The organism is Arthrobacter sp. zg-Y238 (assembly GCF_024385525.1).
Taxonomy (GTDB): domain Bacteria; phylum Actinomycetota; class Actinomycetes; order Actinomycetales; family Micrococcaceae; genus Arthrobacter_B; species Arthrobacter_B jinronghuae.
Genome location: NZ_JANFLU010000004.1, coordinates 242,920 through 256,364 on the forward strand (window position 1 = coordinate 242,920; position 13,445 = coordinate 256,364).

At 65.3% G+C, this 13,445-nt stretch carries 10 protein-coding genes; 7 read left to right on the top strand and 3 right to left on the bottom strand.

Going from position 1 to position 13,445, the window contains the following annotated elements:
- Positions 1–5: 5 nt before the first annotated feature.
- From NNX38_RS04830 to tuf, 7 genes are all read left to right on the top strand, one after another.
- Positions 6–689 (top strand): 3-oxoacid CoA-transferase subunit A, encoded by a 684-nt coding sequence (locus NNX38_RS04830; RefSeq protein WP_255796991.1) that lies wholly within the window; start codon positions 6–8, stop codon positions 687–689.
- Positions 686–1,351: a 3-oxoacid CoA-transferase subunit B gene (locus NNX38_RS04835; RefSeq protein ID WP_255796992.1), complete on the top strand. Its 666-nt coding sequence runs from the start codon at positions 686–688 to the stop codon at positions 1,349–1,351. The genes NNX38_RS04830 and NNX38_RS04835 overlap by 4 nt, the downstream gene beginning before the upstream one ends.
- A 20-nt stretch (positions 1,352–1,371) precedes the next feature.
- Complete coding sequence (locus NNX38_RS04840) at positions 1,372–2,154, top strand: IclR family transcriptional regulator C-terminal domain-containing protein (RefSeq protein WP_229950001.1); 783 nt, start codon at positions 1,372–1,374, stop codon at positions 2,152–2,154.
- Between the two features lie 340 nt (positions 2,155–2,494).
- A complete protein-coding gene (gene rpsL / locus NNX38_RS04845) occupies positions 2,495–2,869 on the top strand; it encodes a 30S ribosomal protein S12 (protein WP_146361060.1) in 375 nt (124 codons plus the stop codon).
- 1 nt (position 2,870) lies between these two features.
- Complete coding sequence (gene rpsG, locus NNX38_RS04850) at positions 2,871–3,341, top strand: 30S ribosomal protein S7 (RefSeq protein ID WP_146361062.1); 471 nt, start codon at positions 2,871–2,873, stop codon at positions 3,339–3,341.
- A gap of 110 nt (positions 3,342–3,451) precedes the next feature.
- Positions 3,452–5,566 (top strand): elongation factor G, encoded by a 2,115-nt coding sequence (gene fusA / locus NNX38_RS04855; protein ID WP_255764885.1) that lies wholly within the window; start codon positions 3,452–3,454, stop codon positions 5,564–5,566.
- Between the two features lie 219 nt (positions 5,567–5,785).
- Positions 5,786–6,976, top strand: a complete 1,191-nt coding sequence (gene tuf / locus NNX38_RS04860; protein ID WP_227918747.1) for an elongation factor Tu — start codon at positions 5,786–5,788, stop codon at positions 6,974–6,976.
- 74 nt (positions 6,977–7,050) lie between these two features.
- Here the strand turns inward: tuf and NNX38_RS04865 are convergent, their stop codons facing one another.
- Genes NNX38_RS04865 through aroA form a run of 3 tightly spaced genes read right to left on the bottom strand, consistent with a single transcriptional unit; the run spans position 7,051 to position 13,371 of the window.
- Positions 7,051–9,063: an FAD-dependent oxidoreductase gene (locus tag NNX38_RS04865; protein WP_255796993.1), complete on the bottom strand. Its 2,013-nt coding sequence runs from the start codon at positions 9,061–9,063 to the stop codon at positions 7,051–7,053.
- A 7-nt stretch (positions 9,064–9,070) separates the two neighbouring features.
- Entirely contained in the window at positions 9,071–10,309 is a 1,239-nt protein-coding gene (locus NNX38_RS04870; RefSeq protein WP_255796994.1) for an acyl-CoA dehydrogenase family protein, read from the bottom strand.
- Positions 10,306–13,371, bottom strand: coding sequence for a 3-phosphoshikimate 1-carboxyvinyltransferase (gene aroA / locus NNX38_RS04875; RefSeq protein ID WP_255796995.1), 3,066 nt, complete (start codon positions 13,369–13,371; stop codon positions 10,306–10,308). The genes NNX38_RS04870 and aroA overlap by 4 nt, the downstream gene beginning before the upstream one ends.
- Positions 13,372–13,445: the final 74 nt, after the last annotated feature.

A 13,445-nucleotide genomic window follows, 5' to 3' on the forward strand; every position in this document is an offset into this window, starting at 1 on the left:
AAACCGTGCTCAACATTGTGCAGGACGTTGATGAGGCCGTTGCGCCCATCCACGACGGCGCCACCGTCATGATCGGCGGGTTCGGCCGGGCCGGACAGCCCGTGGAGCTCATCGAGGCGCTGCTGCGCCAGGGCGCCAAGGACCTGACCGTGGTCAACAACAACGCCGGCAACGGAGAACAGGGCCTGGCCGCCCTGATCGGCGCCGGACGGGTGAAGAAGATCATCTGCTCCTTCCCGCGTCAGTCCGACTCGCAGATCTTCGACGCCAAGTACCGCGCCGGGGAAATAGAACTGGAACTGGTGCCCCAGGGCAACCTCGCCGAGCGTATCCGCGCCGCCGGCGCGGGCATCGGCGGGTTCTTTACTCCCACCGCTTACGGCACCCCGCTGGCCGAAGGCAAGGAAACCCGGATGATCGACGGCCGCGGCTATGTCTTCGAAACCCCGCTGCACGCTGACTTCGCACTGGTCAAGGCACTGCGCGCCGACAAGGCAGGGAACCTGGTCTACCGGAAGACCGCCCGGAACTTCGGTCCGATCATGGCCGCCGCTGCGAAGACCGCAATTGTGCAGGTCCGCGAAATCGTCGACGTCGGAGAAATGGACCCCGAAGTCGTGGTCACCCCGGGAATCTACGTCAACAGCCTGGTCCGTGTGGACCGGGAGAAAGCGCCGGCTGCAGCATGAGCAACAAAACCGAAAAGCTGGGCAAGAACGACCTCGCTGCCCTCGTGGCCGCCGATATTGCCCCCGGGTCCTTCGTGAACCTGGGCATCGGCCAGCCGACCCTGGTCTCCAACTACCTTCGGCCCGAGCAGAACATCACCCTGCACACCGAAAACGGGATGCTGGGTATGGGCCCCGAAGCCACCGGGGAAGAGGTGGACCCGGACCTGATCAACGCCGGAAAGATTCCGGTGACCGAACTGCCGGGTGCTGCCTACTTCCACCATGCCGATTCCTTCGCGATCATGCGCGGCGGACACCTGGACGTGTGTGTCCTGGGCGCCTTCCAGGTCTCCGCCTCCGGGGACCTGGCCAACTGGCATACCGGTGCACCTGATGCCATCCCGGCAGTGGGCGGCGCCATGGACCTGGCCACCGGTGCCAAGGACGTCTACGTCATGATGTCGCTGTTCACCAAGGAAGGCCTCAGCAAACTGGTGAAGGAGTGCACCTACCCGCTCACCGGCGTCGGATGCGTTACCCGCGTCTACACTAATGAAGCGGTCTTCCTGCTGAAGGAGGACGGCGTCCACGTCCGCGACACCTTCGGAACCACGTTCGAGGAACTGGCGGCAAAGATGGACATCCCGCTGATCCGCTCCGCGGCCGACAGCCAGCAGTAACCGACAACAAAAGGGGACATGTGAGCGAGACGGCATCGGCCAGCGACCAGTTCGTACAGTCGCTGGCCCGCGGCCTGACGGTGATCCGGGCCTTCGACGCCGACCACGTGCAGATGACCCTGAGCGAGGTTTCGCGCCGAACCGGGCTGACCCGGGCCACGGCCCGCCGCTTCCTGCTCACCCTCGTGGAACTCGGCTACGTACGCACGGACGGGCGGACTTTCGAACTGACCGCCCTGGTCCTGCAGCTGGGGTACTCCTACCTCTCCGGCCAGTCCCTGCCCCAGCTCGCACAGCCGGTGCTGGAGGACCTGTCCAGGGAAATCTCGGAGTCGACGTCGGCCTCGGTGCTGGACGGCGACGAGATCGTCTACATCGCCCGGATCCATACCCGGCGGCTGATGACCGTGGGTATCAGCGTGGGGACCCGGTTCCCGGCCTACGCCACCTCCATGGGCAGGGTCCTGCTGGCAGGGCTCCCCGAGGACCGGTTCGACGACTACCTGTCCAAAGCCAGCCTGAGTCCCTTGACGGAGCGCACGGTCACGGACCCGGACCGGCTGCGTACCCTCGTGGCGCGGGCACGGGAACAGGGCTGGGCCATCGTGGACCAGGAGCTGGAACTGGGCCTGCGATCCGTGGCCGTTCCCGTCCTGGACCCGCGGGGAAACGTGGTCGCTGCCCTGAATACGTCGATGCAGGCGACCATGGGGCTTACGCTGGAAGAGGCGGCCGCACGAGTGCTGCCGCACCTGCAGCAGGCTTCGGCCACGATTACCTCGGCCCTGAGTGCCCGCAGCTAGTGACGCTGCTCGCACTTTCGTCCGGGAGTCGTTAAGTCTGCTAGACTGAAAACCAATTGTTTGTGTGGCAGTGGATGAAGGCCGCTCGCGTGCCCTCCGTGGAGAGATACTCGGAGGAATGCATTCCGTAAGGAATGGGCGGGCCTGTTTCCGGGTTGCGGGGTCCTTGCGCAACGAATGCCACACTTTTGCACGCCTACGGTCGCTTTCGGCGAGAATACGGAACTTCTCGGGGCATTGCGGCAACGACTTGAAGCGCGCCGCCCCTTTAGTTGGTTTCAGCCGGCAGCGGGGCGGGGCAACCAGAGAATTATCTCGAGAAAAAACGGAGAACACGAAAGTGCCTACGATTCAGCAGCTGGTCCGCAAGGGCCGCTCACCCAAGGTCTCCAAGACCAAGGCTCCTGCCCTCAAGGGCAGCCCGATGCGCCGTGGTGTCTGCACCCGCGTTTACACCACCACCCCGAAGAAGCCGAACTCGGCTCTGCGTAAGGTTGCACGTGTCCGCCTCAACGGCGGCATCGAAGTAACCGCTTACATCCCCGGTGTGGGTCACAACCTTCAGGAACACTCCATCGTGCTGGTGCGCGGCGGTCGTGTGAAGGACCTTCCCGGTGTCCGCTACAAGATTGTCCGCGGTGCCCTCGATACCCAGGGTGTCAAGAACCGCAAGCAGGCTCGCAGCCGCTACGGCGCGAAGATGGAGAAGAAGTAATATGCCCCGCAAGGGTCCGGCCCCCAAGCGGCCGCTCGTACTGGATCCCGTCTACGGCTCCCCGCTGGTCACGCAGCTGATCAACAAGGTTCTGGTAGACGGCAAGAAGTCCACCGCAGAGCGCATCGTTTACGGTGCACTTGCAGGCGCTCAGGAGAAGACCGGGCAGGATCCGGTTGCAGCCCTGAAGAAGGCCATGGACAACATCAAGCCGAGCCTTGAGGTCAAGTCGCGCCGTGTTGGCGGCGCTACTTACCAGGTTCCGGTCGAGGTCAAGCCGGGCCGTGCAACTGCACTGGCCCTGCGCTGGCTGGTCGGCTACTCCAAGGCCCGCCGCGAAAAGACGATGACTGAGCGTCTGCGCAACGAAATCCTGGACGCTTCCAACGGTCTTGGTGCAGCTGTGAAGCGCCGCGAGGACACCCACAAGATGGCCGAGTCCAACAAGGCCTTCGCCCACTACCGCTGGTAATACGCCAAGCTGACGGCAGCCGTTGAAGGCCCTGTGGCCCGCATTTGCGGGCCGCAGGGCTTCAGCCGGATAAGCGCCGTTGACGGAAGCAACCAAAAAAGGGAGAAACCGTGGCACTTGACGTGCTTACCGACCTGAATAAGGTCCGCAACATCGGCATCATGGCCCACATTGATGCCGGCAAGACAACCACCACTGAGCGCATCCTGTTCTACACGGGTGTCAACCACAAGATCGGCGAGACCCACGACGGTGCGTCCACGATGGACTGGATGGCACAGGAGCAGGAGCGGGGTATCACCATCACCTCCGCAGCTACCACGTGTTACTGGGACAACAACCAGATCAACATCATCGACACCCCGGGTCACGTTGACTTCACTGTCGAGGTTGAGCGGTCCCTGCGCGTCCTCGACGGCGCCGTTGCTGTCTTCGACGGCAAGGAAGGCGTTGAGCCGCAGTCCGAGACTGTCTGGCGCCAGGCCGACAAGTACGACGTTCCGCGTATCTGCTTCGTCAACAAGATGGACAAGCTGGGCGCTGACTTCTACTTCACCGTAGACACGATCATCAACCGCCTCGGCGCCAAGCCGCTGGTCCTCCAGCTGCCGATCGGCTCCGAGAGCGAATTCGAAGGCGTCGTCGACCTCCTCGAAATGCGTGCACTCACCTGGCGCGGCGACGCCAAGGGTGACGTGACCATGGGCGCCAAGTACGAAATCGAACCGATTCCCGCAGAACTGCAGGAAAAGGCCGAAGAGTACCGCGCACAGCTCGTTGAGACCGTTGCTGAAGCCAGCGACGAACTGATGAACAAGTACCTCGAAGGCGAAGAGATCAGCATTGCCGAGCTGAAGGCCGGCATTCGTAAGCTGACCATCAACTCCGAGGTCTACCCGGTTCTGTGTGGCTCTGCCTTCAAGAACCGCGGTGTGCAGCCGATGCTGGACGCCGTCGTCGACTACCTGCCCAGCCCGCTTGACGTCCCGAATATCAAGGGCCACGACATCCGCGACGAAGAGGTCATCCTCGAACGCGCCGCTGATGCCAACGCTCCGTTCTCGGCTCTGGCATTCAAGGTTGTGACGCACCCGTTCTTCGGCCGTCTGACCTACATCCGCGTGTACTCCGGTCACGCTGCTTCCGGCGCCCAGGTCATGAACGCGACCAAGCAGAAGAAGGAGCGCATCGGAAAGCTCTTCCAGATGCACGCCAACAAGGAAAACCCGGTCGAGGAAATCACGACGGGCCACATTTACGCCGCCATCGGTCTGAAGGACACCACCACGGGCGATACCCTGTGCGACCTTCAGGAGCCGATCGTGCTGGAATCCATGAGCTTCCCGGAGCCCGTGATTTCCGTGGCCATCGAGCCGAAGACCAAGGGTGACCAGGAGAAGCTCTCCACGGCCATCCAGAAGCTCTCCGAAGAGGATCCGACCTTCCAGGTCTCCCTCGACGAAGACACCGGCCAGACCATCATCGCCGGCATGGGCGAGCTCCATCTGGACATCCTGGTGGACCGCATGCGCCGCGAGTTCCGCGTCGAGGCAAACGTGGGCAAGCCCCAGGTTGCCTACCGCGAAACGATCCGCCGTGCAGTCGCCAAGCACGACTACACGCACAAGAAGCAGACCGGTGGTTCGGGTCAGTTCGCTAAGATCCAGATCGCCATCGAGCCGCTGGATACGTCCGACGGCACGTTCTACGAATTCGAGAACAAGGTCACCGGTGGTCGCGTTCCGCGCGAATACATCCCCAGCGTTGACCAGGGTATCCAGAGCGCGCTTACTGACGGTGTGCTCGCCGGTTACCCGGTTGTCGGCATCAAGGCCACGCTGCTTGACGGCGCGTACCACGACGTCGACTCCTCGGAAATGGCGTTCAAGATTGCCGGACGGCAGGCTTTCAAGGAAGCCGCACGTATGGCAAGCCCTGTCCTGCTCGAACCGCTGATGGATGTTGAAGTCCGCACCCCTGAGGAATACATGGGTGAAGTTATCGGTGACATCAACTCCCGTCGCGGCCAGATGCAGTCCATGGAAGATGCAGCCGGCGTAAAGGTCATCCGGGCACACGTCCCGCTGTCCGGCATGTTCGGCTACATCGGCGACCTGCGGTCGAAGACCCAGGGCCGCGCCGTGTACTCCATGTCCTTCAACAGCTACGCCGAGGTCCCGAAGGCAGTTGCCGACGAGATCATCCAGAAGACGCGCGGCGAGTAAAACTTGGAGGGTGGACCGGTTCACGCCGGGCCACCCACCGTGTGCGGTCGGTCCGGGCTTCGGCCCGGACCGGGCGCATAGCCAGACTGAGCGGCCTTCCGAGGCTGCTGCGGAAATCGGCAATTTCATCAAATAAACAGCCCCAAGTAGACTTACATCAGTTTCAGTTGCGAAAAGCGCGGCTGGAGATTGAGTCTTCTAACTCTCTAGGAGGAACCCGTGGCGAAGGCAAAGTTCGAGCGGACTAAGCCGCACGTCAACATCGGCACCATTGGTCACGTTGACCATGGAAAGACGACGTTGACCGCTGCCATTTCGAAGGTGCTTGCTGACAAGTACCCTGATCTGAATGAAAAGCGCGATTTCGCTGCTATCGACTCTGCACCTGAAGAGCGCCAGCGCGGCATCACCATCAACATCTCGCACATCGAGTACCAGACCGAGAAGCGCCACTACGCACACGTAGACGCCCCCGGCCACGCTGACTACATCAAGAACATGATCACTGGTGCAGCTCAGATGGATGGCGCAATCCTCGTGGTTGCCGCTACCGACGGTCCGATGGCACAGACCCGCGAGCACGTCCTGCTCGCCCGCCAGGTTGGTGTTCCCTACCTGCTGGTCGCACTGAACAAGTCCGACATGGTTGACGACGAAGAACTGCTCGACCTCGTGGAAATGGAAGTTCGCGAACTGCTGAGCTCCCAGGACTTCGACGGCGACAACGCTCCCGTCGTCCGCGTTTCCGGCCTGAAGGCTCTCGAAGGCGACCCCAAGTGGGTTGCAGCCGTCGAAGAGCTCATGGAAGCCGTTGACAACAACGTGCCGGACCCCGTTCGCGACAAGGACAAGCCGTTCCTGATGCCGATCGAGGACGTCTTCACGATCACCGGTCGTGGAACCGTCGTCACGGGCCGCGCCGAGCGCGGTACCCTCGCCATCAACTCCGAGGTCGAGATCGTCGGCATCCGTCCGGTCCAGAAGACCACGGTTACCGGTATCGAGATGTTCCACAAGCAGCTTGACGAAGCATGGGCCGGCGAGAACTGTGGCCTGCTGCTCCGCGGTATCAAGCGCGAAGACGTAGAGCGTGGCCAGGTTGTCGTGAAGCCGGGTTCCATTACCCCGCACACCGACTTCGAAGCCAACGTCTACATCCTGTCCAAGGATGAAGGCGGACGCCACAACCCGTTCTACTCGAACTACCGCCCGCAGTTCTACTTCCGTACCACGGACGTAACCGGCGTCATCACCCTCCCCGAGGGCACTGAAATGGTTATGCCCGGCGATAACACTGAGATGACCGTTGAGCTCATCCAGCCGATCGCTATGGAAGAGGGCCTCGGCTTCGCTATCCGCGAAGGCGGCCGCACCGTTGGATCAGGCCGCGTCACCAAGATCATCAAGTAATTTGATGGTTTAGCCTGGACCTCATCGGTTCTTAGCAGGGCCCCGTTGCTTATGGCAGCGGGGCCCTGCTGCTTTTAAGCCGGAGTCCGTCCTCCGGTCCGTGCCGGCTCGAGTAAGCGCGCCACGGTGGTGCCGGCCGCCAGCCCCTGTTCGAAGGCACGGACAGCGTTCAGGCCCGAGGCGTCCAGGGCACCGCCGATCACCGTACAGGGGATGCCGAGGGCGTCCAGCTGGAACTGGAGCGGGTTGTGCGGGATCTGCCCGGCAGCCAGGACGACGGCGTCTGCCGGCAGGACCGCCGTCGTGCCGTCCGCGTTCCGGACGCGAAGCCCGAGGGGGGTCACTTCCAGCGGCGTGGTTCCGGCGAGGGTCCGGACACCGGCAGCGCGGATTTCCTGAAGCACAGCCCACCGCGTGGACGGGCCGATACCGTGACCGATCCGGGACCCCCGGCGCATTATGGTTACGTCCCTGGAACCGCCTGCCGTCCCGCCGGCCGCCCCGGTATCCGCCAGCAGGCGGGAAAGGTCCACTGCAATGCCGCCGGCACCGATGATGACTACCTGTCGGCCCAGCCGGGCCGGGTCCGCGAAGGCCTGCCGGTAGTCCAGCACGGGGAGCAGGCCGGTGCCCGGCAGACGAACGGTTCGAGGCCGGACACCCGTGGCCAGCAGGACGTGTGCGTAGCGGGCCAAGTGCGCGGCCTCGGGGGCGGTGCCCGTCAGGACGCGGACGCCGAGCCGCGCCAGTTCATGGGTGAAGTAACGGATGGTCTGCAGGAAGTCTGCCTTGCCCGGCACCTTGCCGGCCAGCCGGAACTGCCCGCCGATGGAGCTGTCCTGCTCATAGAGGTCCACGGGATGTCCCGCCTGCGCCACCGTTGCGGCAGCCTGCATCCCCGCCGGACCGGCTCCCACTACGGCGACCCGGACGGGGGTACCGCCCCGTCGCCGGGGCGGCCGTAGCGGAAGCGGAAATTCTGTTTCGCGGCCGGCCCGCGGGTTGACCAGGCAGGAGACAGGTTCGGCGCCGAGGGAACGGTCGACGCAGGCCTCGTTGCAGGCGATGCAGGTGTTGACGAGGTTCGACTCGCCGCGCCGGGTCTTGTCCACGATTGCCGGGTCGGCGAGGAAAGGGCGGGCCATTGAAACCAGGTCCGCGTGTCCGGCGGCAAGGGCACGCTCCGCAAGCTCCAGCGAGTTGATCCGGTTGCTGCCGATGACCGGAACGGGCACTCCCGCAGCCGTCAGGGCCGTGCGGATCCCCCCTGCAACTTCCATCCAGCGGCCGTGCGGAACCAGGCCCTGCACGGAGGGCACCCCTGACTCGTGCCACCCGATGCCGATGTTGACCGCATCGGCCCCCTCCCTGGCCAGTGCCACCGCCAGGGCTGCAGATTCCTCCCGGGAGCTCGATCCGGCGACGAAGTCGGCACCCGATGTCCGGTAGATGACCGGATAGCCGGGCCCAACTGCGTCCCGGACCGCCTGCAGCACCGCCAGTGGAAAAGCCTGCCTGCGGTGCGGTTCACCGCCCCAACGGTCCTGGCGCAGGTTGGTCAGGGGCGAGGCGAACTGGTTGATCAGGTAACCTTCAGAGCCCATGATCTCCACCGCATCGAAGCCCAGGGTGCGGGCGGCAGCGGCACCCGCAGCGAAGTCGGCAAGCGTGTCCTCGATCTGTCCCGGCGTGAGCGCGCGGGGCAGCGCGCGCGAAAAGTCCGAATACACCTCCGACGGCGCGGCCGGACGCAGCCCGTACGTGCTTTCCCGGGCGTAGCGTCCCGCGTGGAACAGCTGAAGGGCGAGCCTGCCGCCCGCACCATGCACCGCATCGAGCATCGGGGAGACCCGGGCGGCGGCTTCGGGCTCATTGATCAGCAGGTAGTTGGGCCCGCCGGCACCGGCGCGGTTCACTGCCGCGCCCCCCGTGACGATCAGCCCGGCGCCGGCGGCCGCCCGTTCGCCGTAGAACGCGGCCAGGGCACGTGGGTCATCCTCCCGGTTCAGGTGCATTGACCCCATGACGATCCGGTGGTCCAGCTTCAGCCGCCCGAGGGAAACGGGGGAGAAGACCCGGTCCAGCATGTCGGTGTCAGAGGCTGGCGGCGGATGCCGCAGACGGATCGGCCGGGGCGGCGTCGGCCCTCGGGCCCTGGGCCTGGCGCAGGATACCGCGGGCAATCACCTTTTTCTGGATCTCATTTGTCCCTTCTTCGAAGCGCTGCGCCCGCGCGTCGCGGTACACCCGTTCGATGGGTGCGGTCTTCCAGTACCCGATGCCGCCGTGGACCTGCAGGGCCTTGTCCGTTACCCGGGTGAGCATGTCCACTGCGGTCAGCTTGGCCATGGAGGACAGGGAACCGGCATCGGGAACACCGTCCTGCCAGGCCGAGGCTGCATGCAGGGTCAAGGCGCGGGCCGCCTCGATATCGGCGGCGTTTTCCGCCAGGGCAAAGGCGATGGCCTGCCGCGCGGCGAGCGGTTTCCCGAAGGTGGTGCGCTCCAGGGCATGGTCGACTGCGAGCTGCTGGGCGCGTTGGGCCAGCCCGACGCAGCTCATCGCCACGGAGATCCGGCTGGGGGTGAGGAAGCCGCCGAGGGCAATGGAGAGTCCATCTCCCTCCGCTCCGAGGCGGTCGGCAACGGGGACGGGAGTATCTCGGAAAGCCAGGGAGGCATGGTCGGTGCCGCGGACCCCCATGGTCTGCGAGGTGTCTTCCACTTCGACGCCGGGCGCATGCCGGTCCACCAGCAGCGCCACGGTTCCTGCACTGCCGGAGGTGCCTTCCAGCCGGGCAAAAAGCAGCCAGTAGTCGCAGCGCACACCGAAAGTGATCAGGTGCTTGCGGCCGGTGAGGTAATAGGTGTCACCGACCCGCCGGACACTCGAGGTGATGTCCGCTCCCGTGCCGTTGCCGGGTTCCGTCAGGGTGAAAGCAACAACCAGGTCTCCTGCCACGGACGGAAGGACGAACTTCCTTCGCTGCACCTCGTCGGCATGCGGATTCATGGCACGCCAGGTGCCGTTGACCACGTGCACGATCATGCGGACCGAGGCGTGTGAACGGGAGAAGACTTCCATCAGGCCCATCCACTGGACAAAGCTCAGCCCCCGGCCGCCGAGTTCCGCCGGTGCCGCCAGCGAAAGGAAGCCGGCCTCGCGGAGCTCCTTCCACAGGGCGTCGGGCACGGTGCCGCCGGTTTCGATGCGGTCGGCCCATTCCTCGCCGGGGCCTTCGACCCACTCGGTAACGGACGCGAGCAGGTCTCTGTATTCCGGGTCCGGGATACTGCTGCCCCGTCCGTCGGCTGCGATGGCTGCAGTACTCACTGGCTGCTCCAATCCGGTGTTCCGGGTTTGGGCGGTCCGCCGCCGGCGGCGAAGCTGCGGGCCGTGTCCCGCAGCAGGAACTTCTGCACTTTGCCCACGGCATTGCGGGGGAGTGCGTCGACCAGCTCGAGGCGTTCAGGCCAGTAATGCCTGGAGACGCTGTGCCGGTCGAGGAACCCGGTGAGATCCGCCAGCTGCAGGCGCGACCCCTCCACGGGGACTACGAAGGCGCAGGCCCGCTCGCCCAGCCGATCATCGGGCATGGCCGCCAGGGCAACATCCCGCACGGCGGGATGGCGGTAGAGGAGCTGCTCGATCTCGGCCACCGGGATTTTCTCCCCTCCGCGGTTGATGATGTCGCGAACCCGTCCGGTGATGCGCAGGTACCCGGCATCATCGAGGATGGCGGTGTCTCCCGTGCGGTACCAGCCGTCTTCGGTCAAGGCTTCCTTGGTCAGGTCCGGGCGGTCAAGGTATCCGTCAAAGACGGTGGGACTGAGGAGTTCGAAGTTACCCTCGACGCCGGGCGGCAGGAGGCGGCCGTCGTCGTCGACAATCCGGGTCCGCACCCCCTCCAGTGCCCGCCCGTCGGTGCCCCACACCTTTACCGGTTCATCCCCGGGTGATGCCAGGGTGGCCAGACAGGTTTCAGTGGTTCCAAACGCACCGCAGATGCCCGCACCCAGGACGCGTGTGGCACGCTCGGCGAGGTGCCGGGGGACGGCGGCACCTGTCGCGACGAAGATGCGCAGGCTGGGCGGAGCTGCGGTTCCCGCGTCCACAGCGGCAACCAGGTCGGTGAGGAACGGGGTGGCAGCCTGGACGAAGGTGGCACGCCACCCCCGCATGAGTTTCACGGCCCGTTCCGCGTCCCACACCGGCTGCAGGATCTGCGGGCAGCCGAGTACGAACGAGAGCCACATTCCGTACAGGAATCCGGTCTGGTGGGCCAGGGGCGAGGGGATGAACACGGCGTCATCGCTGGTGAGGCCCAGATGCGCCGCCTCCATGGCCGCAGCGCGGCTAAGCGTCCCATGACGGTGCACCACCCCCTTGGGTTCCCCGGAGGTGCCGGATGTGAAAAGCAACTGTGCAGGGTCCCCGGCGGTTGGCGCAGCACCGGGAGGGAGCCCAGCCGCGGGGTGCACGCGGTTCAGCACGGCGTCCCAGTCGTGGAACCGCGGGCCGCCGGCTACGGAGGGGAGGGGGCGCGGCGACTCGGCATTCCGCAGCACCAGAACATCCGCCGCCTTGGGGGCGGGCACCGCATCGGTTCGGTCCGCGCGCTGCAGCAGCCCGGCCAGTTCCTCCGCCGGATGGCGTCCGCGGAACTCCTCCACGGCAACGAAGACGCGGGCACCGGCCCGGTCCAGTGCCAGCGCCACCTCCCGCTCCCGGAAGATCGGCATCACGGGCGCGGCGACGGCGCCCAGACGCAGGACAGCCACGGTGAGGACAACGAACTCGCTTCGGTTGGGGAGCTGGAAAGCCACCCGGTCACCCGGCCGCACCCCCAGCTCCAGCAGTGCTGCGGCGACGCGGTGGGCCTGCGTGTCGAGCTCGGACCAGGTGAGGTGCCCCGATATCCGCGGGCCGCCGTCGACCACCGCTGTTTCATTGGGACGTTCCGCAGCCCAGCGCCGCACCCAGTCCGGACCGGTGACGGCCGCTGCCGCCTCTACTGCGGCCGGTCCGGAAATGCTCCGGGGGCGGCTTCCGCGTGCGGTCCGGGCCGGCCGGCTGGGGCGGGGACGCTGGAGCACGCCGTCTTCGACCTTCATGTGCAGCCCGAAAGTGGTCATGGCCGCCAGATATTCGGGGTAGGAAATGCGGTAGGCGTTTGGATAAGTGAGCGTACTGCGTCCTTCTGCGGCGGAAGCCGCCACGGCCAGGGACATCAGGACCCGGTGGTCATTAAAGGAGGAGAGATCCGCGCCGCCGAGGCTGCCGACTCCGCGGATCGTCAAGGTAGAGCCCTCCACGGTGAGGTGCGCGCCCATTGAGTTCAGCTGCAGCATGGCGGCCACCCGATCGGACTCCTTCATCCGTACGTGGTCGATGTTGCGGAAAACGCTCCGGCCCGCGGCGTGGCATGCCATCACGGACAGCACCGGAAGCATGTCCGGCACGCGCCGGCAGTCGACGTCCACGGGTTGCAGGTCCAGGCCCTGATGGCGGACCCTCACCGCGTCGGCTGCCTGGTCGTAGTCCATGGGCACCCCCATCTGCGCCGCAAGGTCCAGGAAGTCAGCCTCGGGATGGTCGGATCCGGACGAGGAGGTGGCGCTCAGCCCGGTCAGGGAAATATCTGCCGGATGCAGGGCCGCCGCCGCGAGTCCGAAGGCAGCCGACCCGATATCCGGTGGCAGCCGCAGGTCCGCGGGGACGGCCTGCTGGTCCGCCGGGATGCGGAAGCGCCTGAGGTCCTCGGAGGCCTCCACCTGCAATCCGAAGCGGGCCATCATGGCGAGGGTCAGTTCCACATAGCTGGTTTCATTCTGCGGGCCGTCCACCAGCACCGTGGTTTCGGAGCGGGCAAATGGTGCCAGCAGCAGCAGGCCGGAAATCCACTGTGAGAGGGTCCCGGAGATATGGACTTCGCCGCCGCGCGGCCGCCCGTGGGCAACCTGCAGGGGAGGGCAGCCGCCGTTCGAGGCGATGTCCACACCCATCTCGCGGAGGGCGGCCAACAAGGCACCGATGGGGCGGCGCTGGAAGTATTTCTGCCCGGTGACGACGACGTCGCGTGTCCCCAGCGAGGCGAGTCCGGCCATGAAGTACAGCGTGGTTCCGGAGCTGCCGGCGGAGACAACGGCACGCCGTGGGCGGTACGGGCCGCCGTGGACAATAAAGGTGTCATCCTGCACCTCTATCGCGGTACCGAGCTGGCGTAGCGCGGCCACTGTGTACTGCACATGGCGGGCATCGGTCAGACCGGAAATGCGGCTGGTGCCCGGAGCGAGGGAAGCCAGTATCAGCGCCCGGTGGGCGTGGTATTTGGAGTTGGGAACCTGCACCGAACCGGTGATGCCGGAGTGCGTTCCAAGGACCGAAAGATACATGGCCGCAAGGCCCTTTCCGTTCGTGTGGCGCCTTCCCCCTGACCCCTAGTGCGCCGACGCTACCAGTTTGTTAT

Coding starts and splice junctions, on each gene's coding strand:
- NNX38_RS04835 (WP_255796992.1), top strand. CDS start 686: ATGAGCAACAAAACCGAAAAGCTGGGCAAGAACGACCTCGCTGCCCTC.
- rpsG (WP_146361062.1), top strand. CDS start 2,871: ATGCCCCGCAAGGGTCCGGCCCCCAAGCGGCCGCTCGTACTGGATCCC.
- NNX38_RS04865 (WP_255796993.1), bottom strand. CDS start 9,063: ATGCTGGACCGGGTCTTCTCCCCCGTTTCCCTCGGGCGGCTGAAGCTG.
- aroA (WP_255796995.1), bottom strand. CDS start 13,371: ATGTATCTTTCGGTCCTTGGAACGCACTCCGGCATCACCGGTTCGGTG.